The 26,847-nt window shown below is 51.3% G+C and carries 23 protein-coding genes; 8 read left to right on the top strand and 15 right to left on the bottom strand.

All coding sequences use genetic code 11. The features are described from left to right. The first annotated feature begins 334 nt into the window (after positions 1-334). From ACO0LF_RS05515 to ACO0LF_RS05495, 5 genes are all read left to right on the top strand, one after another. Positions 335-835, top strand: coding sequence for a TlpA family protein disulfide reductase (locus ACO0LF_RS05515; RefSeq protein ID WP_423012730.1), 501 nt, complete (start codon positions 335-337; stop codon positions 833-835). Then, complete coding sequence (locus ACO0LF_RS05510) at positions 832-1,077, top strand: DUF4266 domain-containing protein (RefSeq protein WP_423012728.1); 246 nt, start codon at positions 832-834, stop codon at positions 1,075-1,077. Before ACO0LF_RS05515 ends, ACO0LF_RS05510 begins: the two co-directional genes overlap by 4 nt. Positions 1,078-1,316: 239 nt before the next feature. Further along, the gene (locus ACO0LF_RS05505; RefSeq protein ID WP_423012726.1) at positions 1,317-2,447 is read left to right on the top strand and encodes a DUF3570 domain-containing protein; all 1,131 of its coding nucleotides are present in this window, start codon (positions 1,317-1,319) and stop codon (positions 2,445-2,447) included. Between the two features lie 13 nt (positions 2,448-2,460). Continuing rightward, positions 2,461-3,354 carry an FAD:protein FMN transferase gene (locus tag ACO0LF_RS05500; RefSeq protein WP_423012724.1) on the top strand — a complete coding sequence of 298 codons (894 nt, stop codon included), beginning with the start codon at positions 2,461-2,463 and terminating at the stop codon, positions 3,352-3,354. 25 nt (positions 3,355-3,379) lie between these two features. Further along, positions 3,380-4,639 (top strand): DUF4214 domain-containing protein, encoded by a 1,260-nt coding sequence (locus tag ACO0LF_RS05495; protein ID WP_423012722.1) that lies wholly within the window; start codon positions 3,380-3,382, stop codon positions 4,637-4,639. A 143-nt stretch (positions 4,640-4,782) separates the two neighbouring features. On the opposite strand, the gene ACO0LF_RS05490 is transcribed toward ACO0LF_RS05495, so the two are convergent. From ACO0LF_RS05490 to ACO0LF_RS05475, 4 genes are all read right to left on the bottom strand, one after another. Continuing rightward, on the bottom strand, positions 4,783-6,603 hold the full coding sequence (locus ACO0LF_RS05490; protein ID WP_423012720.1) for an AMP-dependent synthetase/ligase: 1,821 nt from the start codon (positions 6,601-6,603) through the stop codon (positions 4,783-4,785). Between the two features lie 175 nt (positions 6,604-6,778). Continuing rightward, on the bottom strand, positions 6,779-7,030 hold the full coding sequence (locus ACO0LF_RS05485; RefSeq protein ID WP_423012718.1) for a hypothetical protein: 252 nt from the start codon (positions 7,028-7,030) through the stop codon (positions 6,779-6,781). After that, positions 7,027-7,251, bottom strand: a complete 225-nt coding sequence (locus ACO0LF_RS05480; RefSeq protein WP_423012716.1) for a hypothetical protein — start codon at positions 7,249-7,251, stop codon at positions 7,027-7,029. Before ACO0LF_RS05480 ends, ACO0LF_RS05485 begins: the two co-directional genes overlap by 4 nt. Beyond that, positions 7,232-7,525 carry a hypothetical protein gene (locus tag ACO0LF_RS05475; RefSeq protein ID WP_423012714.1) on the bottom strand — a complete coding sequence of 98 codons (294 nt, stop codon included), beginning with the start codon at positions 7,523-7,525 and terminating at the stop codon, positions 7,232-7,234. Before ACO0LF_RS05475 ends, ACO0LF_RS05480 begins: the two co-directional genes overlap by 20 nt. Positions 7,526-7,549: 24 nt before the next feature. Here ACO0LF_RS05475 and ACO0LF_RS05470 point away from each other — a divergent pair, with 24 nt between their 5' ends. Continuing rightward, the gene (locus ACO0LF_RS05470) at positions 7,550-9,061 is read left to right on the top strand and encodes a DUF3369 domain-containing protein (protein ID WP_423012712.1); all 1,512 of its coding nucleotides are present in this window, start codon (positions 7,550-7,552) and stop codon (positions 9,059-9,061) included. Between the two features lie 724 nt (positions 9,062-9,785). Here ACO0LF_RS05470 and ACO0LF_RS05465 read toward each other — a convergent pair. Then, positions 9,786-11,756: a GAF domain-containing sensor histidine kinase gene (locus ACO0LF_RS05465; RefSeq protein WP_423012710.1), complete on the bottom strand. Its 1,971-nt coding sequence runs from the start codon at positions 11,754-11,756 to the stop codon at positions 9,786-9,788. Between the two features lie 33 nt (positions 11,757-11,789). Continuing rightward, a complete protein-coding gene (locus ACO0LF_RS05460) occupies positions 11,790-12,248 on the bottom strand; it encodes an Lrp/AsnC ligand binding domain-containing protein (protein ID WP_110254407.1) in 459 nt (152 codons plus the stop codon). Between the two features lie 150 nt (positions 12,249-12,398). On the opposite strand from ACO0LF_RS05460, the gene putA reads away from it, so the two are divergent. Continuing rightward, entirely contained in the window at positions 12,399-16,058 is a 3,660-nt protein-coding gene (gene putA, locus ACO0LF_RS05455) for a trifunctional transcriptional regulator/proline dehydrogenase/L-glutamate gamma-semialdehyde dehydrogenase (RefSeq protein WP_423012708.1), read from the top strand. Positions 16,059-16,178: 120 nt separating this feature from the next. Beyond that, positions 16,179-16,817, top strand: coding sequence for a TetR family transcriptional regulator (locus ACO0LF_RS05450; RefSeq protein WP_423012706.1), 639 nt, complete (start codon positions 16,179-16,181; stop codon positions 16,815-16,817). An 82-nt stretch (positions 16,818-16,899) separates the two neighbouring features. Here the strand turns inward: ACO0LF_RS05450 and ACO0LF_RS05445 are convergent, their stop codons facing one another. From ACO0LF_RS05445 to glpK, 9 genes are all read right to left on the bottom strand, one after another. After that, the gene (locus tag ACO0LF_RS05445; protein ID WP_423012704.1) at positions 16,900-18,126 is read right to left on the bottom strand and encodes an arabinose transporter; all 1,227 of its coding nucleotides are present in this window, start codon (positions 18,124-18,126) and stop codon (positions 16,900-16,902) included. Between the two features lie 399 nt (positions 18,127-18,525). Beyond that, complete coding sequence (locus tag ACO0LF_RS05440) at positions 18,526-18,876, bottom strand: hypothetical protein (RefSeq protein WP_423012702.1); 351 nt, start codon at positions 18,874-18,876, stop codon at positions 18,526-18,528. Between the two features lie 69 nt (positions 18,877-18,945). Beyond that, entirely contained in the window at positions 18,946-20,226 is a 1,281-nt protein-coding gene (locus ACO0LF_RS05435) for a glycosyltransferase (protein ID WP_423012700.1), read from the bottom strand. An 81-nt stretch (positions 20,227-20,307) separates the two neighbouring features. Further along, entirely contained in the window at positions 20,308-20,817 is a 510-nt protein-coding gene (locus ACO0LF_RS05430; protein ID WP_423012698.1) for a DUF2059 domain-containing protein, read from the bottom strand. Positions 20,818-21,709: 892 nt separating this feature from the next. Beyond that, positions 21,710-22,834, bottom strand: coding sequence for a hypothetical protein (locus tag ACO0LF_RS05425; RefSeq protein ID WP_423012696.1), 1,125 nt, complete (start codon positions 22,832-22,834; stop codon positions 21,710-21,712). Between the two features lie 6 nt (positions 22,835-22,840). Continuing rightward, a complete protein-coding gene (locus tag ACO0LF_RS05420; RefSeq protein ID WP_423012694.1) occupies positions 22,841-24,055 on the bottom strand; it encodes a DUF3419 family protein in 1,215 nt (404 codons plus the stop codon). Positions 24,056-24,274: 219 nt separating this feature from the next. Beyond that, entirely contained in the window at positions 24,275-24,691 is a 417-nt protein-coding gene (locus tag ACO0LF_RS05415; protein WP_423012692.1) for a hypothetical protein, read from the bottom strand. Positions 24,692-24,733: 42 nt separating this feature from the next. Further along, positions 24,734-25,276 carry an SRPBCC family protein gene (locus ACO0LF_RS05410; RefSeq protein ID WP_423012690.1) on the bottom strand — a complete coding sequence of 181 codons (543 nt, stop codon included), beginning with the start codon at positions 25,274-25,276 and terminating at the stop codon, positions 24,734-24,736. 65 nt (positions 25,277-25,341) lie between these two features. After that, entirely contained in the window at positions 25,342-26,811 is a 1,470-nt protein-coding gene (glpK, locus tag ACO0LF_RS05405; RefSeq protein ID WP_423012688.1) for a glycerol kinase GlpK, read from the bottom strand. Positions 26,812-26,847 lie beyond the last annotated feature (36 nt).

Below are 26,847 nucleotides of genomic sequence, written 5' to 3'. Positions count from 1 at the left end.
TTCCATTTCTGTTCAAATTCATTTGTTTCTGCACAAACATGCTAGCCAGATAGACAAGCAGGGTCAAAACAGCAATGCGATCTGTTGTTTTTAAGTAGCGATGTTGCTTGCTGGTGAAATTATGTTAATTTGGAAACTTGTTTGACAACAGACTTGTTTTAACTGCGTTCCCACGTTACAGTTCATTACAGAAAACTCGGTATCTTTACCAATGCCAGGATTTATTTATTCTGCGCTGGGCTTATGATGGATGTAAAACGCAAGCTGCTGGTACAGGACCCAGGTCTATCCAGCGCTGCACTCACTTATCCTGCACGACGGGCAAGGCCGCACCATGGAATTTCTGAATCTGAAGGCAGCAGTATTTTTTGCCATCCCCCTGGCCTTAAGTGTGCCTGCGCTGGCACTGGAAACTGGCAAACCCGCGCCTGAGTTCAGTGCCCAGAGCAGCAAGGGCAATATACAACTGGCTGATTATCACGGCAAAGTCGTCTATCTCGATTTTTGGGCATCCTGGTGCGGGCCATGCAAGCAATCTTTCCCCTGGATGAATGCCATGCAAAACAAGTATGGCGCACAGGGTTTCCAGGTCGTCGCCATTAATCTCGATACCAAACAGGAAGATGCGCTGGAGTTCCTGAAATCCACGCCTGGCAATTTTCATATTGCCTATGACCCCAAAGGGCTCATGCCACGCGCGTATGAAATCAAGGGCATGCCCAGCAGTATCCTGATAGACAGGAATGGCAAGATACTGTCACAGCATGCCGGTTTTACTGACGCTGGCAAGGCGAAAATTGAACAAGCCATACAGGCGGGCCTGGGGAGTAAATGATGAAGCAAATCAAACATCTGCACACACTGGCCTTGCTGGCCCTGGTGCTGTCCTGCACAGCTTGCAGCAATATGCAGCTGGTGCAAGCCGTACAGCCCTGGGAAAAAGGCAAGCTGGCCAAAAAGGAAATGACATTTGACCACGACGCACTGGAAAGCAAATTTGCCGAACATACTTATTCGAGCAAGGAATCTGCCTTTGGTGGCACGGGTGTTGGTGGCGGCGGTTGTGGTTGCAATTAATTAGGACTTACGTAAAACCGCCCCAGCTGCGTTGTAGCTCCGGCATTTAGCAAGATTCGGTACTAAAGTACTGTCTTCGTCGCTACGGTGTAGTCGGGGTTTCAGACAATATATTGTCTGCCGACGAAACAAACATCCCTTGAAAGGGATGTTTCACAAAGCGGTAGCCTTGCTGGGACAATTTTGCGTAAGCCCTATCGATGAATAAGCATGAGCATGATTAAGACCAGGAAAAAAGCATGAAGCCAGTCAAGCCCATAAGCCCGGACAATCTCGCCAGCACTTTGCTGGCTGCTGCGCTGGCCTTGCCCATGATGCAGGCTGCCCATGCAGAATCAGCTCCGGACAAGGGCGTGATCAGCCTGAAATTACTCGATTACCAGGACAGCCAGCCCGGCGAAGACCGCGTCAAGGTGCAGGCCAGTGCCCTCAAAGTCATGGCGCCCTTGTCGGATGAATGGTCAGTCGGTGCGACCTATGTGACGGACAGTATCTCTGGTGCCTCACCAGCCTTTCATAGTTATGGCCTGGTCAAGCTCAGGGACTTTCGCCGCGCACTGGATGCCGAAGTCACCCGTTATTTCGCCCACCACACCCTGACCCTGGGTGCCAGCGCATCGAGCGAATCAGATTATATTTCGCGTGGCATGTCGCTGCAGGGCAGCCAGTTCAGTGAAGATAAAAATACCACCTGGACTGCAGGCCTGGGCTTTGCCAATGATACCGTCAGCGCCTCCACCGGCAGGGTCAAAGGTGAGAACAAGCAGGTGACCGACGTCTTGCTCGGCCTGACCCAGGTCATGAGCATGAATGATATCGTACAGCTCAATGCCAGCCTGGCCCATGCCAAAGGTTATTTGTCTGATCCCTACAAGGCTTTTGACAAGCGCCCTGATGAACGCAATAGCTACACCCTGCTGACACGCTGGAACCATCATTTCGATGCCACAGGCGGCAGTGCACGCATCAGCTACCGCTATTTTGGCGATAGCTGGAAGATCAGGTCGCACACCTTCAACCTGGAATATACCCAGCCTTTTGCCCAGGGCTGGAGCGTCACGCCGATCGTACGCATCTATAGCCAGAGCGCGGCCAGTTTTTATGTCAATGCACAGCCGGACATTTATCCTTTTGCACCCAACCCGCCCGAAGGTGCACAAAATTATTCAGAAGACCAGAGGGTCTCGGCCTATGGCGCCCGCACTGTGGGTATCAAGCTGGCCAAGCAGATCAATGAAGACTGGCAAGTCGATGTGAAGTTTGAGCAATACCAGCAACGTGCTTCTTACCGCTTGTTTGGCAGCGGCAGCCCGGGCTTATTGCCGTTTGATGCCAGGACCATACAGCTGGGAATATCAAGACAGTTTTAGTGAAGACAGATTTATGCAGATTTACCGCATCCCTTTCAAGGCCATGGCCAGTGCCTGTGAAGTCGTCATTGCGGATACTGACGAACAGGCAATGTTTGCCAAGGCACAGGAAGCGATTGCCGAAGTAAGAAGGATAGAGCTCAAGTATTCACGCTACCGGCCAGACAGCATAGTCTCGCGCATCAATAGTCAGGCAGGTGTAGATGCAGTGACCTGTGATGAAGAAACCCTGGCCTTGCTGGATTATGCCCAGGCCCTGCATGCAGCCAGCGATGGTTTGTTCGATATCACCGCAGGCATCTTGCGCCAGGCCTGGGACTTCAAGAGCCAGCGGGTGCCCGCCGCTGATGAATTACAGGCTTTATGCCAGCGTATAGGCTGGCATAAGGTGGAGAGAACAGGCAACAGGCTGAGATTGCCACTGGCGGGCATGGAAATCGATTTTGGTGGTTTTGGCAAGGAGTATGCCGCAGACCGGGCAGCCTCCGTCTTAGAAATGGCAAGTGTCACGCATGGCTATGTGAACCTGGGTGGCGATATACGGGTGCTGGGACCCAAGCCAGATGGTCAGGCCTGGATCATGGGCATACAAGACCCGCGCCAGCCAGACAAGATAGCCGCCAGCATCCCGCTTACATCGGGGGCGCTGGCCACCAGTGGCGATTATGAAAAATATCTTGAAGTTGGCGGACAGCGTTATTGCCATATCCTGAATCCGCAGACCGGCATGCCGGTCAGGCATTGGCGCAGCATCAGCGTGCTGGCACCAGTGGCTGCGCTGGCTGGCAGTTGCACCACCATAGGCATGCTGAAGGAAGAAAATGCTGTGGAGTATTTACGGCAAACAGGCTTGCGTTTTCTGGCAATAGACCAGCAGGGCAGAGTACATACGCAGGCGGATGCCTGAACAGAGATTTTAAGGAGTATTTATCATGACCACCATAGTCGGCGACGATGGCAATAACACCTGGACCGTTGTCAATCCCTCGACCTTTACCCTGGATGGCAAAGGCGGTATAGACACGCTCAATCTCGGTACTTCACTGCGCTCTGCTTATCACATCACTAAAGCAGCAGACGGTTCCGTGCATATCGACACTCTGTCGGGCGCCAGTGGCGAGTTGCATGCCACCCTGTTCAATATGGAAAGACTGGTCTTCAACAATGGCCAGGATGTGCTGGACTTGCTGAGCTTTTTTGGCGATACCACGCCACCTACGGTCATCAGTTTCAGCCCGGCGACGCTGGCCACCAGCGTCGCCACCAATAGTGATATCGTGCTGACCTTCAGTGAAGCCGTCAAGGCTGGTAGTGGCACGATCAGCCTCTTGAATGCTGATGGCAGTACCGTCGCCAGCTACAACATTGCCCAGAGCAGTAATGTCAGCATCAATGGCAATATCGTCACCATCAACCCGACCAATGACTTGAACAATGCCAGCACCTACAAGCTGAGCATCCCCTCTGGTGCCATCAAGGATCTGGCTGGCAATAACTTCATAGGCACCAGCAGTTATTCCTTCACGACTGCCCCCAAGGCTGTGCCCGGCGGCATCATAGGCACGGTAGCAAATGACACATTGAATGGCACGGCCGGCAATGACAGTTTCAACGGCCTGGCCGGAAATGACACTATCAATGGTGGCGCTGGTCTGGATACGGCGGTTTATGCGGGCAAGCGGGCTGACTTTGCTGTTACTGCCAGCGGCGTCAATTTTATCGTGCAAGACAAAACCGGGGCGGAAGGCACGGATACCCTGAACCAGGTAGAGCGCCTGCAATTTGCCGACATGTCCGTGGCGCTGGATATCACCAGCACGCCGGGCATCGCCTACCGCATTTACCAGGCGGCATTCAACCGCACGCCAGACCTGGCGGGCCTGGGTTACTGGATAGGGCAGATGGACAAGGGCCAGACCCTGCGCGACGTTGCCAATAGTTTTGTGGTCTCGGATGAGTTCCACAGGTTATATGGGAATAACCCGAGCAATGAGCAAGTCATCACTGCTTATTATCAAAATGTATTGCATCGCGCACCAGACCAGCCTGGCATGGATTACTGGCTGGGACAATTGGCAAGCGGCAAAGACACTATAGCTACTGCCCTGGCAGGCTTTAGTGAAAGTACCGAGAATCAGGCGCAAGTGATTGCCAAGATACAGAATGGCATAGATTTCATCCCATTTGGATGAAGCATGCTGATGCGGCAGTTGTCCGCATCAGCATGTGGATAAGTCCATTTTAATCAATGCAAGACCAGGCTGTGTCGTGCGCACCGCTCTCCTCTTGATCAGCACTATCAGCACTATCAGCACTATCAGCACTATCAGCGCTATCAGCGTTTATACACAGCCTTGATATCCTCGGCAAAATGCGCGAGCAGATTATTGCGCTTGAGCTTCAAGGTAGGGGTAATCAGGGTGTTTTCCACAGTCCAGGCTTCCAGCGTCAAGACCGCCGCACGCGGTTGCGCATAGTAGGGGAAGTTTTTGGTCAAGTCCTTGATACGCTGCACGACTGCCTCTTGTGCCTTGGGCGATTTCAGGCAGGCAGCATCCAGGCCCAGCGAGCGTGACAATTCCAGCCAGTAAGCACGGCTAAGTACCACGGCACAGGCGATGAAGGGGGAGTTTTCACCAAAGGCATAGGCTTGCTCAAATACCGGGTCATTGGTAATCGCCAGTTCCAGATCAACAGGCGCAATTTTTTCGCCGGTGGAAGTGACGATGATTTCTTTCACACGACCGAGGATGCGCACCCGGCCATCGACGATGGAAGCCTGGTCACCAGTACGCAGCCAGCCATCAATAAAAGTCTTGGCGGTATCTTCTTCACGCTTCCAGTAACCGCGCATGACATTCGGGCCACGTACCTGGAGTTCTGCATTTTCACCTATGCGTACTTCGACATTTTCCACAGCACGGCCTACCGTGGCAGGGTCATTATCATCAGGCGCATTAAAGGAAACCACGGGAGCAGTCTCGGTCATGCCATAACCCTGCACGATAGGGATGCCCAGGCCCAGGAAGCATTGTGAAATCACCTGCGACAAGGCGGCACCGCCACTGACGGCTACCCGCAGGCGGCCACCAAATTGCTGCTTGAGTTTGCTGGCGATCAAGGGGTCCAGCACCAGCCAGCGCAGACCATCCAGCAAGCCTGTCATGCCATCGCCTTTCAGCAAACCCTGGCTGCGGCTGAACCGGCGCCAGCCGGTAGCAATCGCCAGATTGAACAGACTCGCCTGGAATTTTGATGCCGAGAGTTTGGTCTGGATCACGCCATATACCCGTTCATAGATACGTGGTACCGAGATCAGGATAGTCGGTCGTACTTCCAGCAAATCTTGCGGCAATTGCTTGACCGAGCGCGAGAAAGCAACGCAGGCACCCGCTGCCACCGGCAGGTAATAACCAGCCGTGCGTTCAAAGGTATGCGACAAAGGCAAAAAGGATAAGAACACATCGCTGATGACAGGCGACACCCTGTGCACAACTGCCTTCACATTTGACATCACATTGGTATGCGTCAGCATGACCCCCTTGGGTTTGCCGGTCGTGCCAGAGGTATACACCAGGGCCGCCAGGTCATCTGCTGCCGGACCTTTTACACTGGCCTGCAAATGAGCCGCACTGGCCAGCCATTCATCGATGTGCAGCACTGGCACGCTGGCTGGCAAGGACGCTGCGTCCAAGATTTTTTGCAAGACCACGACCTGGCGCAGGGCTGGCAATTCCAGGCCAGCCGCGGCGATGTCTTTCCATTGCTGGTCAGTTGCAGCGATTAAAAAAGAGGCATCACTATCGCAAAGTATGTAGGCAATACTGGCCGGGTTATCCAGCGCATGCATGGGCACGGGTACGAAGCCACAGGCCTGGGTAGCCTGGTCCATGCAGATCGCATGCAAGCCATTCGGCAACAGGATGGCAATGCGGGAACCATGGGCCAGTGCCAGCGGTGACAAGGCTTTGATGAAGCCCAGCATGCGCTCTTGCGTCTGGCGCCAGGAATAAGATATCCACAGGCCCTGGGCATCATCAAATTGCCGGTAGGCTTCTGCATCTGGGCTTTGTGCTACCCGCCAGGCAAATAATTCTGCCAGGGTTTGCACTGTGGATAAGTCAGGAGTTGTTACTGTTTGGGCAGAGGTAGACATGAAATGCGAAGCAAAATTAAACAAGCCAGCAGCAAGTTTTCAAGCGGACCCGCGAAAACTTGGTAGTTCGTATTTAAACGAAAATGCCGACTAAAAGCGTCATTATGCAACAAATTGAGAGTGGTCTTATGATGTGGGCACAATGTGAGCACAACGTGGGCACAAAATGCCCGTTTCATATCCACAGCATCAGTGCAAATTTAAACAAAAGCACAATAATCCCCGTCACTACCCAGAACAAGACTTGCACTGTCTGCTCGCGTGAGAGTTGAAATTCAGCTTTGCGCTGCTGACTCTCATGGTTTTTTATAGATTGCATGCTGGCAAAGGCCGCATAGCCACACACCTGGCATTGTTGGGCTTGCTTGCTGTTTTCTGCTTTACAGGCATGACAGACCCAGTCGTAGCTTAATTTTTTATGACTCATGTGCCCACTCCCAGCGACTTTTCAGCCAGTTTTTTGTATTTTTTATACAGAAAAGGGGCAAAAAACAAACTAGGCGGACCAAACAACACGATCTGCACCACCACTGAAATAATCAGCGAACGGCTCAATACCATTAGCAGGAAAAACAAAACGGCCTCCATGGCCATGCAGGCGAGCACTGTCTTCCAGATGGGCGATAAGTTATTCCAAAATTGCTTCATTTGTGAAATCCTGAAAAATCAAAATCTTGGCTGATAAGATGGATTTGCAATTCTCAGTATAATCAATTCCTTGGCAAGCCCATCCCATACCGGAGTATATATGCCAGGCACGCAAGGCTTGCTCCAGTTCATCCTTATCATGACGCGCAGTGCGATCCTGGGTTTGTCGGCCTTGCTGGCGACGTCGGCAACGAGAAAAATACCTCTTGTGACAGATGACAAAAATACATACATAATGAGCATAAGCAGGCTGAATTAATTCAGACTCATCCATGCAGATTTTGAGAGGATATACGTCATGTCTTTCTTGTCATCAAACGCTAAGCCACCACCGCCCTGGAAAGTCTTGCTGGTTGATGATGAGCCTGATATCCATGACGTCACCAAGCTGACACTGAGCCGCTTTCGCATGGATGGGAGGCCGCTGTTATTCCTGGATGCCTATAGCGGTGCAGAAGCCAAAACCATGCTGTCCAGCCATCAGGATATCGCCCTGGTATTTCTTGATGTAGTCATGGAAAAAGAAGACAGCGGCCTTGAAGTAGCGCGCTGGCTGCGCCAGGACCTTGGCAATCAATTCACCCGCATCGTCTTGCGCACAGGCCAGCCCGGCCAGGCACCGGAAGAAAATGTCATCGTTGATTACGATATCAATGATTACAAGGAAAAAACCGAACTCGACCGCAAGAAGTTATTCACCACCACCTTTGCCGCCCTGCGGGCCTATCGCGACATCATGGATGTGGAGCAGGCCAGGCGTTTTCAGGCGACGTATCGCGAAGGCCTGGAGCGTGTCATCGAAGCCTCTGCCCATATCTTCAAGCAGCGCAACCTGCATGATTTTGCCAATGGCTTGCTGCAGCAGGTCGTTGCCCTGTTGCGGCTGGAACAAAGCCTGCTGGTGCGCCTGCGCGGTGCCAGCGGTATCTCGGGTGCCGACAGTTATGAAGTGCTGGCCAAGATAGGTGAATTCGAGGATGACAGCCAGATCTTTACCGATGAGCTGATAAAGCAATTACATGAAGCCTGCGTCAACCGCATCTCGCTCCTGAATGGTGACACCTATGTAGGTTATTTCCCGAATAGCAGCGGCAAGGCATCTTTGCTGGTACTGAAAGGGGTACATGATGTTGCCGAGATCGATGCCAAATTGCTGGAAGTGTTTTCTTCCGGCGTAGCGATCGCCTTCGATAATATTTTACTCAACCAGGAAATCACCGATACCCAAAGCGAAATGATCATGCGCCTGGGTGACGTAGTGGAATCGCGTTCGCATGAAGCCAGCAACCATGTGCAACGCATGGCCGAGGTTTCTTACCTGCTGGCAGTGGCTTCTGGCATGCCCAGGGATGAAGCGAATATCCTGCGGCAAGCCGCGCCCATGCATGACATAGGGAAGATAGCGACCCCTGACGCCGTCTTGCTGAAACCCGGCAAGCTCGATGTCGCTGAATGGGAAATCATGAAGCAGCATCCCGACGTAGGCGCATCGATACTGGAAGGTTCACAAAGACCGATACTCAAGGCCGCCGCCATCATCGCCCACCAGCATCATGAAAAATATGATGGCAGCGGTTATCCACAGGGCTTGCGCGGCGGAGACATCCACGTCTACGCCCGCATCGTCGCCGTCGCCGACGTCTTCGACGCTCTCATGCACGCCCGCTGCTACAAGCCCGCCTGGGAACTCGACGCCGTCCTCAGCCACCTGCAAAGCGTCAGCGGCAGCCACCTTGATCCGCGTTATGTGGACTTGATGATCGCCAATGTGGATGAGGCGCTGATGGTGAATGCGAGGTTTCCGGATTGAGGTTGTTGGGATTGTTTTTAGCCTGATTATTAGTCACCTGCACACGTCATTTGAGTTTACAGGCCGAGGGTAGCCCGGCGGCTACTCACCTTTTTTGCTTCGCCAAAAAAGGTAAGCGAAAAAAGGCGACCGAGGCGTCGCTGCCCCTTCGGGGTTCCCTTTGCTGCGAGGCAAAAAATGGGAAATCCCCGAAACTCGCTACGCTCAAACACGGGTATTTCTTAATCCATTTTCTGCCTCGCAGCAAAGGCATCGACACATCGGAACAGCGAAAGGCAAAAGCAACCCCAAAGTCAAAAACAACGTCAATGCAACTGCGATTCAAATTACATTAAATGTAGTTGATCAACGAGATATAGGGTTGGGGTTGGGGTTGGGGTTGGGGTTGGGGTTGGGGTTGGGGTTGGGGTTGGGGTTGGGGTTGGGGTTGGGGTTGCTTTTGACTTTCGCAGTTCCCATGTGTAGACGCCGTTTGTGCGGTACAGAAAATGGAAAAAGAAGAGCCGCTGTTTGAGCCGAAGGCGAGTTTCGGATCTTCCCATTTTTTGTATTGCACAAACGGGAACCCCGCAGGGGCGGCTACGCCTGGGTCGCCTTCTTTTGCGTTCTTTTCTTGGCGAGACAAGAAAAGAATGTAGCTGTCGGGCTACCCCCGACCTGCAACCGTTAAATCACGCATGAAAGTATGTTCAGGTCAGCAAACAAACATATCCCAACCACAAACCTATCCCCCCTCCCTCACCGGCAAACTCCTCCTCTGCGGAAACCGCAACTGATACCGCAATCCTTCTCCCAGCACACTAGTCGCCCTGACCGTGCCATGCAAAGCCCCCGTCACCAGGTTATACACAATATGCGCCCCCAGCCCGCTGCCGCCCTGACCACGCTTGGTGGTAAAGAATGGTTCAAACAATTTTTTCAGGGCAGCATCATCCATGCCTATGCCATCATCGGCGAATTCCAGCTCCACCTGATCCTGCACCAGCTGGGCACGGATAGTCACTATGCCTTGTTCACGCCCGTCAAAGCCATGATGGATGGAGTTCATCAGCATATTGGTGATAATTTGCGATAACGCACCAGGATAATTATTGACCAGCAAGCCGGGGTCACATTGCAGATTGACGCTGATGTTTTTATTCTTGATCTTGGGATGCAGGGATAACAGGATTTCTTCGAGATAAGCGCGTAGATCAAATTCGCGCATGCTTTCTGAAGACTGGTCTACCGCCACTTGTTTGAAGCTGCGTATCAGGGTGGCGCTGCGCTGGCAATTGCTGGTCATGATGCGCAAGGACTGGTCCATGATATCGAAGAATTGCTGCAAACCATCTTTGCTCAGGTGGCTCGCCTCAAAGTCTTTGCGTATCAGGGCCAGTTCTTCGACCATGTGGCTGGTGGCTGTCACGCAGATGCCTACCGGGGTATTGATTTCATGGGCAACACCTGCCACCAGGCGTCCCAGCGAGGCCAGTTTTTCCTGGCTGATGAGTTCTGACTGGGCAGTTTGCAGGGCCGCCAGGGTATGGTTCAGAGTCTCGTTTTGTAGTGCCAGCCTGGTATAGGCATCATGGATTTCGCTGTCTGCCTTGATACGCGCCAGGGCAGAGGCGACATGGTTGGCAACGAAGGCCAGCAAATCAAGATCTGCCTCGCTATAGATGATATCTGCCTTGTAGCTCTGGACGATGATGACGCCGTGGATGTAATCATTATCCAGCATGGGTGCCCCCATCCAGCTGACCAGGTCGCTGCTGCCCAACACCTGTATCTCACCATCGCTGACCAGCTTTTGCAAACGCTGCTGGTCTATCAGCTGCGCACGGCGCTGATGCACCACATAAGAAGTCATGCCTGCGCCCATGGGGAAGCGCTGGCCCCTGAGGTCGGCGTCTTTTTCATCCCGCATATACTGTATGCTGAAGGCATCTTCTTCAGGCAGGTACAGGGCCACCATGAAATTTGGCACCTGTAATAACTGGCTGACGATGTCATGCAGGCGCGAGAATTTCAGCTCGGTTTCCGTGGCGGTGATGGATAATTCGGCGATTTCATACAAGACTCTTTGCAGGGTTTCAGCACGGCGTCTTTCCTGCACCTCATGTTCCAGCAGGGCAGTTCTGTCTGCTACTGCCTGCTCCAGGCGGTCCAGGCTTTGCACGGCCTGCAAGGACGTGGAAATATGATTGGCGATGAGGGCAAACAGGGCCTGGTCTTCTTCGCTATAGGTATGCGATACATCATAGCTTTGTATGACCATTGCCCCCAGTGGCTGCTTTTGCTGGTCCAGCAGCGGGCAACCCATCCAGTGTTCAGCACGGGCACCGCTGCCCCAGGCTTCACCACCAGCGGCAATGACGGCGCTTTCCCTGGCTGCATCTTCTTCCGCAGTCATCAGCAAGGGCTTGCAATTCAGTATGACCCAGGCAGTGGGTGACTGGTCAGGGGAGGCCAGCACAAACCAGGCTGCCGGGTCCATGGGCGCGTCAATTTCATCGACGCGATAGGCATAGCGTATGGCGTGTTGCTGTTTATCGTAAAGAGCGACATAGAAATTGGCCGCATACATGATGCGGCCCAATGCCTGGTGTACCGCTTGCAGGAATTCTGTAACATCGCTGGAGGAAGCAGAAATCCGGCTGATTTCCAACACCACGGATTGCACCGCTTCCAGGCGTTCCAGGCGCGCTTCCATGACAAACTCCCCAGGGAGATATCGACAGCGGGTTTATTTGATAGGCAGACAGCTGGTATTCTTGACTTCTTCCATCACTGCATAAGTATGCGTTTCACGCACACCATTCAATTGCAGCAGCGATTTGCCGAGGAAATCGCGGTAGGCATTCATGTCTTTGACACGCGCCTTGACCAGATAGTCAAAACCACCCGCCACCATATGGCATTCCAGCACTTCAGGGATGGCTTGTACGCCACGCCGGAAAGCATCGAATACGTCTGGTGTCGTGCGATCCAGCACAACTTCAATGAAAACCAGCAAGGCCACATCAAGCAGATGGGGATTAAGCTGGGCTGTATATCCTAGTATGTAGCCGGACTCTTGCAGCTTGCGCACGCGTTCCAGGCAGGCAGCAGGGGAGAGGTTAACCCTTGTTGCCAGTTCTACATTACTGATACGGCCGTCGTTTTGCAATTCGGCCAGAATTCTTTTACTGATTTTGTCGAGCATAAGAAGTCAGAAACTGTGTCAGTGGTGATTAATAATATTCGGCATAATTTTCTCACAAAAAAGAAAATTTCGATATATGTTCTGATTTCCAGAATTAATCCTCGAAGAGCATCTATACAATGAAATCATATTTGTTTTGATTATTTTTATATGATTGTGACCACTGTGCCAACCAATAACTCCCCTTTTTCTGCCCTGCAGGCAGAGCTGCTCGCCCCTGCCAGCCCTCTCAGGACTGCTATTACAGAAGTATACCGCCGACCTGAGCCTGAAGCTGTGCAATGGTTACTCAGCAATGTCAATCCCCATGCAGATCAGCAAAAGAGTGTTGCAGAACTGGCACACCGTCTGGTCAGCAATGTACGTCAGCAACGCACCCGCGCTTCTGGTGTCGATGCCCTGATGCATGAATTCTCATTGTCTTCGGAAGAAGGCGTGGCCCTGATGTGCCTGGCCGAAGCCTTGTTGCGCATACCTGACCATCAAACTGCCGACCGCCTGATTGCTGACAAGATCAGCAAGGGTGACTGGCGCAAGCATCTGGGTGAATCACCTTCGCTATTCGTCAATGCTGCCACCTGGGGCTTGCTGGTGACTGGCAAGCTGGTCAGCACCAATAGCGAGCAAGGCCTGGGTTCTGCCCTGACGCGCCTGATCGCCAAGGGTGGTGAGCCACTGATACGCAAGGGCGTGGATATGGCCATGCGCATGCTGGGCAACCAGTTCGTCACTGGCCAGACCATAGAAGAAGCCCTGAAAAACAGCCAGGACAATGAAAAACGTGGCTATCGCTATTCGTATGACATGCTGGGTGAAGCCGCGCTGACTGCCAAGGATGCGGCCTTCTATTACAAGGCCTATGAAACTGCGATCCACGCGATAGGCAAGGCCTCGAATGGCCGCGGCATCAAGAATGGTCCTGGTATTTCCGTCAAACTGTCTGCCCTGCACCCGCGTTATTCCCGTGCCCAGCGTGAGCGCACGATGAATGAATTGTTGCCTCTGCTGAAAAAATTGCTGTTGCTGGCCAAGCAATACAACATAGGCCTGAATATCGATGCAGAAGAAACTGACAGGCTGGAATTGTCGCTGGACCTGATGGAGGCACTGGCCTTTGATGCCGACCTGAAAGGTTTTGAAGGCATAGGTTTCGTCGTACAAGGTTATCAAAAACGTTGCCCGTTTGTGATCGACTACCTGGTTGACCTGGCACGTCGTAGTGGCAGCAAGTTCATGATACGCCTGGTCAAGGGCGCTTACTGGGATGCAGAAATCAAGCGTTCTCAGGTCGATGGCATGAGTGGCTTCCCGGTCTACACCCGCAAGGTCTACACCGATTTGTCTTACCTGGCTTGCGCACAAAAACTGCTGGCCGCAACGGATGTGATTTATCCACAGTTTGCCACGCATAATGCGCTGACCTTATCGACCATTTATACCTGGGCACAAAAAGCCGGTATCACTGACTATGAATTCCAGTGCCTGCATGGCATGGGTGAGACCTTGTATGACCAGGTAGTGGGTAAAGACAAGCTAGACAAGCCTTGCCGTATCTACGCCCCGGTAGGTTCACACCAGACCTTGCTGGCTTACCTGGTACGCCGCCTGCTGGAAAACGGTGCTAACTCCTCCTTCGTCAATCAGATCGTTGATGAAAGCGTATCCATAGAATCCATGCTGGCCGACCCGATTGCGGTTTCGCGTGAACTGGCTGGTGCCCCACATACAGCGATTGCCTTGCCTAAGGATTTGTTTGGCAAGGAAAGAAAAAATTCTGCTGGCCTGGATTTTTCGAATGAGCTGGAATTGCAAAAAATCAGTGCCCACTTTGCCGAGAGCAGCCAGCAAAGTTTGACAGCGGCACCCATCCTGCATGGCCAGGTTTCTGCTACCCAGGCGCGCCCTGTGAATAACCCAGCGAACCAGCTCGATATCGTTGGTGAAGTCATCGAAGCCGATGCCCAGGATGTGCAAACCGCCCTGCATGCAGCAGAACAATATGCGATGGACTGGCAAACCACAGCGCCGGTAGAACGTGCCGCCGCCCTGAAGAAAGCCGCCGATTTGCTGGAAGCGCAAACCCTGGACTTCATGGCGCTGGCAATACGTGAAGCCGGTAAATCCCTGCCGAATGCCTTGGCAGAAGTACGCGAAGCAGTAGACTTTTTGCGCTATTACGCAGCCCAGGTAGAAAGCTTGCCCAATACCCAGGCGCTGGGGCCGGTCGTTTGTATCAGCCCATGGAATTTTCCGCTCGCCATCTTTATCGGTGAAGTCAGTGCTGCACTGGCTGCAGGTAATGTGGTGCTGGCCAAACCGGCAGAGCAAACCCCGTTGATCGCTTATCGCGCCATACAACTCATGCATGAAGCAGGCGTGCCGCGCGGTGCCCTGCAATTCTTGCCAGGCACGGGTGAAGTCGTTGGTGCGCAACTGGTAGCTGATCACCGCATCAAGGGCGTGATCTTTACAGGTTCCACCGAAGTCGCACAAATCATCAACCGTACACTGGCGAAACGTGCAGTGGCTGAAGGCATCGATATCCCGCTGATTGCCGAGACTGGTGGACAAAATGCCATGATCGTTGACAGCAGCGCCTTGCCTGAGCAAGTCGTCAATGATGTATTGTCTTCAGCTTTTGACAGTGCCGGCCAGCGTTGCTCAGCCCTGCGTGTACTATGTCTGCAAGAAGATATCGCCGACAAGACCATAGAGATGCTGCACGGTGCCATGCAGGAATTGCGCATAGGTCAGCCTGACCGCCTGGCCATCGATATCGGCCCCGTCATCGATGCTGAAGCACAAAACAATTTGATGAGCCATATCAATGGCATGCGTGATAAGGCCAAGTCCTTCTACACGCTGGACCTGGCAGCCACTTGCCGCGCCGGCACCTTTGTTGCACCTACCGTCATGGAAATCGCCAACCTGGCCGACCTGAAAAAAGAAGTCTTTGGCCCGGTACTGCATATCTTGCGCTATAAGCGCAGCGACTTGCCTGCATTGATAGACCAGATCAATGGCACCGGTTTTGGCCTGACCCTGGGCATCCATACCCGTATCGATGAAACCATCGATTTCATTGTTAGTCGCGCCCATGTCGGTAATATCTATGTGAACCGCAATATCGTTGGTGCGGTGGTAGGAGTACAACCCTTTGGTGGTGAAGGTAAATCCGGTACCGGCCCCAAAGCTGGTGGCCCGCTCTACCTGAAACGCCTGCAACGCACACCTGTCACTGGCCTGGGTGGACATACCGTGTATGAACGCCAGTCACCGCCTGCGCTGGAAGCCTTGCTGGTCTGGGCGCAAAAACAGGGTCACCAAAAAATCGCCGATTTGGGTGAGCACTATGCCCACAACAGCCCTTACAAAGTGACCCAGGTCTTGCCTGGCCCTACGGGTGAACGCAATACCCTGTCATTTGCACCACGTGGCCGTATCTTCTGTGCGGCGACCACCGTCAACTGTCTCGTCAATCAACTGGCGGCAACCCTGGCTACCGGCAACCTGCCAGTGTTGCCTGCGCAAACCATGGCTATCCTGCCTGCCGGTTTGCCAGCTGAAGTCAGCAAGCTCCTCATCACTGCCGAAGCAGAACAATGTGGTGCCCAGCTGGCCCTGGTGGAAGGTGGCTTGCTGTCACACTACAAACTTTTGTTTGCCGGTCTGGATGATGCCATCGTCTCAGTCGTCGAAACCCATGACCATGTAGAAATACCATTGTGGCGTTTGATGGCTGAACGGGCACTGTGCGTGAATACCACGGCTGCCGGTGGCAATGCGAGTTTGATGACTTTGGCGACCTGATCGCTTTCTGTCTTATCGTCGTAAGTGGAAAAAGCTCCTGAAATCTGGAGCTTTTTTCATGGTGGAAAGATATAGTGCCTATCATCTCAAGTACTAGCTTGTATCCTATTTCTTATTCCCATGAGCAAACGTCAAACCCCTCCTATTTCTTCAAGAAAGCAACCCCAGCAAAGCCGCTCTGCTGATCTGGTGGCCACCATACTGGAAGCTGCCCTTCAGGTTTTACAAAGAGAAGGCGCGCAGAAATTTACCACGGCAAGGGTGGCAGAAAGGGCGGGTGTCAGCATAGGCTCGGTGTATCAATATTTCCCTAACAAGGCAGCCATTCTGTTTCGCTTGCAAAGCGATGAATGGCGACAAACCGGCGGGATGTTGCGCGACATACTGCAGGATGCCCAGCAGGCACCGCTGCAACGCTTGCGTACCCTCGTCCACGCCTTCATCCGATCGGAATGTGAAGAAGCAGAAATGCGCAATGCCCTGACCGATATAGCACCGCTGTACAACGATGACCCCGAAGCCCATGAAGCCTGGCAATACTGGGATGCTACCGTGCAGGTATTCATCGCAGAGTTGCTGCCTGCAGCATCGGCAGCAACGCGCTCCATACTTGAAGAATTGATATCCACCACACTTGGCAGCGCTGGCGAACATGTCTCGGCGCATGGCTATCCTGCCGACAGGGTAGATGCCTACGCAGATGCCATGGCCGATATGTTTTGTGCCTACCTGAGCAGCCTCGAAGCCAGGTCATTTTAGGCGGTACTCGCTTTTGTAGGGTGCGTTATAACGCACCATGGCCGTGTGCGAAAACCGGTGCGTTATAACGCACCCTACCATCTTAGTTTTTTTGTATGCCGACAGGTGCTTTACCTAACAAGCGCACTGCAATCAACAAAGACAAGCCTACCGCCACACCACCTGCAAGAAATACCGTGTGTACGCCCCACTGCCCGGCGATAAGACCAGCCAGCGGGCTGGCAATACCCAGTGAGATATCCAGGAAAGCCACATAGGCCCCCATGGCAACACTGCGGCTTTGTGGTGGTGCGCGTCTTGCCGCCTCTACCCCAAAACCAGGGAAGGCCAGCGAGTAACCAAAGCCGGTCAGGGCGACACCCAGGTAGGTAATCATCGTCGTATCTGCCCACCAGATCAGCAATAATCCAGCAGCTTCAATGATGACACTGACCAGGGCAACCCTGGCCCCACCGAGCTTGTCTGGCAAATGTCCAAACAAAATACGTGCGCCGATGAAAGCCACGCCAAAGGCCGTGAATGCCAGAGATGATTTACCCCAGTCCCTGGCTGCAAACAGTAATGCAATGAAGCCCGTTATCACACCAAAACCTATGCTGGCCAGGGCCAGACCCAGGCCGGGTATGAGGACCAAACCTAGCACTTTGTAAAAAGCCATGCGTGTGCTGGCTGCAGGTGGCAATGCTGGCACACGTGAGGCGATCAATAATGCCAGCAGCGGTATCAGGATAGTGCCTATCGCAATACCGGCAAAACCCTGGTGTGCATTCACGAAAACACCGATAGGTGCACCCAGTGCAAATGCGCCGTAGATGGCGATACCCACCCAGGCCATGACCTTGCCAGCATTTTGCGGCCCCACCAATCCGATTCCCCAGCCCAGGGAACCAGTCACCACCAGACTTTCGCCCAGGGCCAGCACAACACGGCCGCTCAGCAATATCCAGACTGAAATCGCGGGGGTAGAGACAAAGGGCAATGATGCCAGGTACAGCAGGCCCGAACTGGCGATGATGAGCAAGCCCGTCACAACGGCGCGTTTGGTGCCACGGCTATCAGCAAAATTGCCTGCCCACGCACGGGTAAGCAGGGCGACTATGAATTGTGCACCTATGACCAGCCCGACCACCAGAGTACTCATACCCAGGCTAGTATGCAGATAGAGGGGCAGTACCGGTAACTGCATGCCCATGGTCAAAAAACCTATAAAAACAGCTAATGAGATCGGCAGTAATTTCAAAAAAACATGAACCCCAGTCGCCGCAGGCGCAGCAGACAGGGGCGGTGAGGATTGTGAAGATAAAGACATTAAAGAACTCCCTACATAAACGAGTGATTGATGTCGGTTATGATAAAAGTCTTCATTCAGCTCGAATAGTCGCGTAATCCTGGCAACAGGAAACACCGCTGAAAGCCAGGCAGGACATGGCTTTGCGCATTTTTTATTTTTATTTTCTTACTGTAGGTGCGCGACGTAGTCGCGTTTTAAGCGGGTATGTGGACTGGGAAAGCAGGATGGCGCAGGCTACATGGGTCGCTACAGATTACTGTTGTATGAGCTGAAAAGCTGTTTGCTATCTGTAGCGAGCGTCAGAAGGTCTGAGTAATATGTGGGCTAACATGCAGGGCAACATAAGCACAGAGCAAAAAGCGCAATGTACTCTTACAGGTATCATCTTCTGGTATTAATTCGCGTATTTAGCGCCTATTAATCATCATCCTCAGCTGAATATTTTCTATTCAACTCAATGACATCATCGATGATTGCCAGTTTATCTTGCCCCAGCTTTTGTAATTCTTCGCGCTTGATCAAGTTTTCCAGCACCAGCCGGGCGAACAGTAAGGGCAATTGTGAATAACGATAATCATACTTGTCGTCTATTCCTCGCCTTGCATGATGAAGAAAGCGCTCTATTTCCCATAGATCGTCGGGTGTAGTGGCAGCAAGGGCAAGTTCTTTGAATCTTGCCATGATCGCAGCCAGTTCTTTTTGTAATGCGATATCAAAAACAGACCGCGCAATTTTCTTTTCTGTATCTGACCATTTCAAGTCGCGCATAAAAAAGCTCCGGAAAATAAGCTGTGGATAAGTTTTCGTCTATTTTGCAAAAAAAATTGACGACTTATTTTATTGCTTAATTTTTACCGTTTCAATCACATCGCATAAAGATTTTGCATAGGTCGCGCTGTTAAATTTTTTCGCAACTGCCGCACAATTACTTTTAACTGCTACGGAATTCAGCAATTGCTGCAAACCAGACGTCAATTTACGGGTATTCAGACGCGACATGCGCAGTAAGTCACCTACGCCCAATTTTTTTACGCGTGCAGCATTATCAAATTGATCAAATGCCAGGGGAGTCACTAACTGTGGCGTGCCTGCCCTTAAGGCTTCCGCCATCGTCCCTATGCCGCCATGATGGATAATGGCTGCAGCATGCGGCAAAATGTTGCGCAAAGGCAGATAGCTTTGCCAGAGTATCTCGGCTGGTAATTCTTTTGGTAGTTGTTCTCTGTGCGGGGTCAGGAAAATTGCTCGTATTCCCAGTTTTTTTACGGCTTGCAGTGCACAGTCAAAATAATGAGCTGCCTGTAAATTGCCACTACCCGGTGTAAAAATCAGCGGCGCCTGACCAGCCACCAGGAATTCTTGCAACTCTGTGGATAAGTCTGTATCAGGCTGGCTGTCATATAGCTGAAACTCTCCCATGTACATGGGCATAGGCCAATCAGCCTGTACCGGAGCAAACCATGCAGGAAAAAGGCTGATATTCAGATCAGGTACGGCATACATATGACTGGCCATGCTGGCAATGGGTGCTAAATGCCTGGTCTGCCTGGCTTGATTGATGATGGGCAAAGCAACAGGATCGACAAAATTTTTATCCACATAAGACCACAGGAAACGTCGTATGCCAGTTGGTAACCAGCTGGGGATAAATAAATCGCCCATAACCAGGGGATCATGGATGGTTCTTAAATTCGAGGGTGCCAGATAAGCAGCAATGATAGGGATATCAGGACGAAAACTGCGTACCATGTCTGCTGCCAATAGTCCCAGGGGATGGACGATCAATACGCCTTCCTGTTCGGCAGGCAAAGTAGCGATATAGTCAGGAATTGCTGTGAAGATACTCTTACTTGCTTCGAGCACTACCGTCATGCCCTTGCGTATGTCCCACATATCGGGGTTACGCAAGGCCGCTTCATAGTCGGCTTCAGTACCCAGGGTATGGCAGGCGATGCCCGCCAATTTTGCATGTTTTGCGTGAACTGGAGAAAGCAGCATGGTGACTTGATGTCCACGACGCTGCATTTCTACCGCCATGCTTAATGAAGGAAATATATCCCCCAGCGTTCCCAGTCCGACAAAAATAAAATGCTTCGATTTCAGGACTGCGAGACTCATGGATAAAGATTCTTTTTATGTTGCAGTCAATTTGTCAATATAGCGGATGAAGTACGATCTTTGCGCAATATGAAAATGAACTTATTTCTTTTGTTCCAGCTTTTGCATGTCTTCTTCCATTACCTTGGAAGCTGAGAGTATTTTATCCATCATTGGTGCCATTTTTTGCTGCATGGCAGACATGCTCTGTTGCATCATTCCTGGCATTTTGCTGACAAAAGACTTGCCAGCTGGTGATTTATAGAAAGCGCTAATGCCATCGACATCTTCCTGGGTTAGAGAATTGCTATAAATTTCTATGAAAACAGGTTCCAGTTTTTCCCAGGTCATCTCTTCCCTGTGAATAAGTATGACTTTATCCCTGAATTTATCCATGATGGCTTGTTGTTCAGCAGTAACGCCTTTGTCCTTGAGCGCTTTCGTCATCACGGATTTCATCATGCCATCCATCTGCGCTTCTATGCTTTTCAACATTTGCTGGCTATTTGTCAACACCAGCAATTCCTTGACGGATGCTTGCGTGGGTTTTTCTGCGTAGGCAGAAGCACTTGCCAACAGGGTGACAAAGAGCAAAATTGACCATCGTTTCATGGAAAGTTTCCTTTCATTTGAATGAGTTACGGATTCTACGACAGTTTTTTGCTTTTGTTTTTTTGCCTTTTTTTGAGGTGTGAATACCTTTAAATTGAATAAGTTTATATATAAATAGTAGTAGTAGTTAACGTAGGCATGTTGCTGTGGATAAGTAGGTAAACATCCACAGGATCAATAGTTTAGGTAAATGATAAAGCGGTGATCAAAGTCTGTATATCCACAGGACAAAATCTGCACAGTAAACTTGGCGATGAGTAAATTCAAGGTTACGCACAATAAATACAGTGGATATCGGCGTACTTATCCACAGAAATTTTTTTAAAAATGTTGTTTTTCAATGGGAATTTCACAAAAAAACCGGTTTTATCAGTTTGTAGGCGAGGTTTTTCACAAAAAGACTGCATTCGTGTGATTTTGCAAAGAGCTTGCTTGTTTTCAAGCCTGAGTAGTTCTCCAGACTTGAATTGATCTGTAAAAAAACATCTGTGTTTTTAAAGCCACCGAAATTTTTCAATAAAAGCTTGCAAGCAGTTTTTTAAAACTTCGACATCTCGCTCAGTTTTTTCTAAACCATTTCTATTTTGATCAAAACCAGATTTTTTAAAAAAATTTCCAGGTTTTTTCAAAAAGGGTTTAATTAATATAATTAGTTTACATATACATAGTAGTAGTAGTTAACGGCGCGATTTTTTGTGGACAAGTCCTTATTTGTCCACAGAAACAAGTACTTAGTTCATGTATAGATGTGCTGATAAGTCCTGTATGAAAAAAGGATGGTTTTGGGATAAAAAAATTTTTCTGGAAGTTTTAACTGGTTCTGCACACTTCATCCTGTGGATATGCATAGGTTTATCCACAGATAAAATGCATGTATTCCCAGGTTTACAACCTAGAGGCGATCGGCTTTTTTCAGTATTGCTGGCGCAAAACTAGTGAGTAAACGGCCAAATATTGCTGCGCTCTGTACTGCCGTTGTGGATAAATGGCGGTTATAAATGGCGGTATATTCAAGCTCAGGCATGCCACCACGAGCACGTTTGAATTGGCTGGCACCTGAGCTGTAATGCAGTTTCAGCTTCTTTTCCCTGGCTGTTTTGAGTAATAAGGCCATCAGGCGCCTGTACAAACCCAGTTCTTTTGGCAGGCTGGTGTCATAACCGATCAAAGGCGTAGTCAGCCAGCCATTCTCATGATGGCTATATAAACCAATAACACCGACCAGGCGACCTTGCCAGCGCAGGGCATGCATTTCCAGAAACTGGGTTTCCAGACAAAGTTCAAAGAAGGCCGGACTGAAAGCGGGATTCAGGTAACAATGCTTGTCCAGGAAAAGTTGGCGGTATAGCTCTTGCAATACCGGTATATCCTGCATTTGCAAGGCCTCATGGCCCAGCACTTCTACCTCGGGATGGTGCAGCAAACGGGCATCCTGTTTGACATGATTATGTTTCCAGACGCTGGCCAGTTGTGGATCGCATACATAGATCATGCGTGAAGGCAGTAATTGCCAGCCACTGCCTAGCAAGCTGTTTGTCAGTCCAGGATTCACTTGTGGACAGATATTGCGCATCATCAGCGGGCGCTGTGGATAAGTAGCGACTAATTTATCTGTCACTTCGCGGATCTCGTCGCTGGTCCAGTCTGGATACAAATTGGTAGAAACCAGGTGATTGGCGACGATGGCTGCCTGGTCCAGCTTGCTGGCCTTCAGCAGGGCTGATAAGGGCGCAAAAATGGCACAGCCAGCCAATTTGAGCAAAGCTCTCATATTGGGCTGGACCTGGCCCAGCATTTCCTGGTGTGGATAACGTAACCAGGTGGAGCGTGGGCTGGACACATAGCTTTCCTGCCAGGAACTGTGTTCCAGCAGGCTGACAGGCTGGCTTTGTCCAGCTATATCGATGGTGGAGATGTCACAGCTGGCGTTATTCAGCCAGTGTTGGCCACCACGGGAACGCGCAGTGAGCAGCCACAGGGCATCAGCCACCACGCGTGGCGGTAATGAGGTATGCACGGGTGCTTACATCTTGGTATACAGGTGCATGCCGCCATAGATGGCCGAGCGGTCCGTGGCATACAGGGCGCGGTTGTGGGCAGCATCGGTATGCCAGGTCGCCAGCATCTCTGGTGCTAGTTTGGCTTCCAGCGGCGATGTGCTGCCACCAGTGCGGAACACCACTTTGGCACCTGGCGCGGCTGTGCGGTTCACTTCTTGCCACAGTTCAGACAATTGCCTTTCATCCATCCAGTCCTGGGCATCCAAAAAGAGGTAGGCATCCATGGAGGCCCGTGGCTGGCCTTGTAAAAAGCCGGTCAGGGTTTGATGGTGGGGATGCAGCCTGTCTATATTGCGACGCAAAGTATGAAAATTTTCTTGTTGCAGATACATGGGCAGGGCAGTCTGTTTTTTTGTGTCATAGCGGCGGCCAAATGCCTGTTGGGCAAAGCAGTTTTCTTCCAGTGGGAAATCGCAGGCCAGGTGGCGCATTCTTTCCTTGAACAAGACATGCAAGCCATCTTTGGCGTCATGCTTCAATTCAGCGAATTGGGAAGGCGGTATACCCAGGCTATACAGGGCCAGGGGTTGGCTGGCAATGAGGCGGAATAAACGGGTTTCAAAGACCGGGGCGACATATTGCTCAAATAATTGCGCTTGTTCCTGCAGGTTTTTTGCCTGCAGGAGTTTGCTCATGTCGCCGCCCATGAGACGTACAAAGAAATGGGCAAAACCAATGAAGTTGCCCAGCAAGCCATGTTGATAAGCCTGCCTGGTAAAGTAATGGTAGCGGGGTTTGCCTGATAAAGAGCGACTTTCCCAGAAATTGCTGGCATCGTCTGACAATTGCATGCGTATATGACGCTTATAGCGTTTCAGATTATCCGGTTTGTCGGCATTGCCCAGAAAAGCCAGTACTGCATCGTAATCAGGCAAATGCCTGATGGCAGTTTGCTTGATATTGAGCATGGCCAGGTGGGCAGCATTCAAATCCACGGCGTGCACGGCCGCGGGTTCGGCAGATAAATAAGCCAGGGCATTGCATCCACCTGAAGAAATGGTCAGGATATTCGCACCAGGTTTGAGTTGCAGGGCATCCAGATCGGCTTGCGGATCTTCCCAGATCTGGGCATACACGAGGCGGCTGAACCAGTGGGCAAACAGTTTGTCTGCCAGGCCCTTGCGGCCAGATGTGGTGGAATTAAAAACGGCGCTGTCTATCAGGGCTTTCGTGGACATGCTGGTCTCCGCTTATGTTTTGGATAAGGAAGACTTTAGGATGTGCAGGTGACAGGCAAGTGACAGACTGATGAAGTTTATGTGAAAAACAGATAAGAAAACCACAAAAAAAAGCATGAATAAAGATTCATGCTTTTTTAGTGAGTCAAGCTTAAGCAGCTTATTTAAGTATATTAAGCTTTAGCTTCAGACCAGCTTGATTATTATTCTCCTGACTTATTACCTGCTACCAAGTTCTGTGGAGAAGCGTCGACGTCTGGCTTTAATAAACAGCAATAATTGATAGGCAAAATACAGCGAAGCAAGCACTGGCATGGAGGCGACCAGTATCCACAAGCCGCCAGCCAGGGGAACAGGACCGGACCAGACTTGGATGGCAACATCGGGTTTAGTGCTTTTCTGCGATGCTAGCTGTTTGGGGGTGTCAATTTGCACACCTGCATTTTGCTTGGGTAATTCTTCGGGGGCGACTACAAATACCGCTTGTGAACCCAGAGCCGGGTTGGCGGGAGTGGTGGTGGTAGCGGTAGTAGCGGCCTTGCTTTCAACGGTAGCAAAAACGGTATGGGCTGGTGTTGCCAGCAAGAGTGGCAACACCAGGGACAACATCCGGGCCGGGGAAAACTTGAATTTCATTGATACATTCGGTAGAGGAAAATACGCTAGCCAGGGTGGCTGCTAGTTTTGCACATAATTTTTCTCAGCCAGCTTTTTCAGATTACTCAAGCCAGCTTCAAAATCAGGGCCCACCATTTTATCCATAAATGGCCCAAATAGCTTCATCATAAAATTCCCTTCGCTAGTACCTTCCATGGTCCAGGTAATTTTAGTGCCCTGGGCTTGTGCTTCCAGCAAGAAAGCACCAGTGGATGGTTTACCCATGCCTTCAAAATGTAATTCATAGTCTATGATGCGATTCGGGCCCACATGGGTGATCTTCATGCCGCCATTACCTTGTGACTTGCTTTTCCATTCCCAGGCGGCATCTGCGCCAGATTCTGGTCCGGAAAATTCCAGTTTCATATCGGGGTCACGCTGGTTCCAGACTGACCAGTTTTTCCATTCCTTGGGGCTGGCTATCATGGGGAAGAGTAATGCTGGTGTGGAACGTATCACGACACTGCGGCTGACTTTGTATTCATTCGGCAAGGAATAGGCTATCGCCACTATCAATGCAATTGCAATAAGCAGTATGCCTGCTGACCATTTGATGATCTTCATTTTTATTCTCCGGTCTTTCATCTGTTAATAAAGTGCCTATCCAGGCTATGGATAGATTGCACGGATTATCTTACTTTTCCTATCGCGACTTCCCAATTTTGCATGAGATTATTCGCTTCGTCGCGGCTCATGGACGGGCTGAATTGCCTGTCCATTTGCCATTGTGTTGCGCATTCTTCCATATTTTGATAAATACCGACAGCCAGACCTGCCAGATAGGCCGCGCCCAGGGCTGTGGTTTCCGTGACTTTGGGGCGTATTACGGGTATGCCCAATAAATCAGCCTGGAATTGTAGCAACATATTATTGGCTGCCGCACCACCGTCTACCCGCAATTCACGGATGGGGAATACCGCATCCCTGACCATGGCCTGCAATAGAGCGGTACTTTGGAAGGCGATGGATTCGAGCGCGGCCCGGGCAATATGGGCAACCGTACTACCGCGGCTCAGGCCCAGGATGGCACCCTTGGCCGCAGGCACCCAGTAAGGTGCTCCCAGGCCGGTGAAGGAGGGTACAAAGACCACGCCGCCAGAATCGGGCACGCTGGCGGCCAGTTGTTCCACGTCGGGTGAATGTTGTATGGCTTTCAAGCCATCCCTGAGCCATTGCACCACGGCACCGCCGATGAAGACGCTGCCCTCGAGTGCATATTGGGAGCGACTATCGGTCTGGCAGGCTGCTGTGCTGATCAAGCCATTTTGCGAACTTGGGCATTGCTCGCCTGTATGCATGAGCATGAAGCAACCCGTGCCATAGGTATTTTTTGCCATGCCAGGGGTAAAACAAGCCTGGCCAAACAGGGCTGCCTGCTGGTCACCGGCAATACCGGCGATCGGGATGGCGGAGCCCAGTAAGCTGGTTTGCCCAAACTTGTGGCTGGAGGGTAAAACCTCAGGCAAGACGGCTTTGGGGATGTCAAACCAGGCCAGCAATTCTTCATCCCACTTGCCTTCATGGATGTTGTACAGCATGGTGCGCGAAGCATTGCTGACATCGGTGACATGCAATTTGCCTTCACTGAGTTGCCAGGCCAGCCAGCTGTCTATGGTGCCAAAGGCCAGTTCACCTGCCAGAGCGCGACGGCGGGCGTCCGGGAGCTCATCGAGCAACCATTTCAGCTTGGTGGCAGAAAAATAAGGGTCGAGTATCAAACCGGTTTTTGCCTGTATGCGATCGGCATAGCCTTGCTGGCGCAGCTCATCACAATAGGCTTCGGTACGGCGATCTTGCCAGACGATGGCATGGTAGAGCGGTTGCCCACTTTTCCTGTCCCACAATACTGTGGTTTCACGTTGATTGGTGATGCCTATGGCAGCGATGTCATTTGCCTGCAAACCGGCTTTGCGCATGACTTGCTGGCAGGTGGCAAACTGACTTTGCCAGATTTCCATGGCCTCATGTTCTACCCAGCCCGGTTGCGGAAAAATCTGGCGAAACTCTTGCTGGGCGGTGGCTATCACTTCACCCTGGTGATTGAAGATGATGCTGCGCGAACTGGAGGTGCCCTGATCTAGTGCAAGCAGATATGTCATAAAAATTCCTGATGCGTCTGGCCGCTCATGAAAGGA

Source organism: Undibacterium sp. Di27W, assembly GCF_049340345.1.
Taxonomy (GTDB): domain Bacteria; phylum Pseudomonadota; class Gammaproteobacteria; order Burkholderiales; family Burkholderiaceae_D; genus Undibacterium.
The sequence above is the reverse complement of the archived record's forward strand: the minus strand, read 5'-3'. Positions and strand labels throughout refer to the sequence as shown.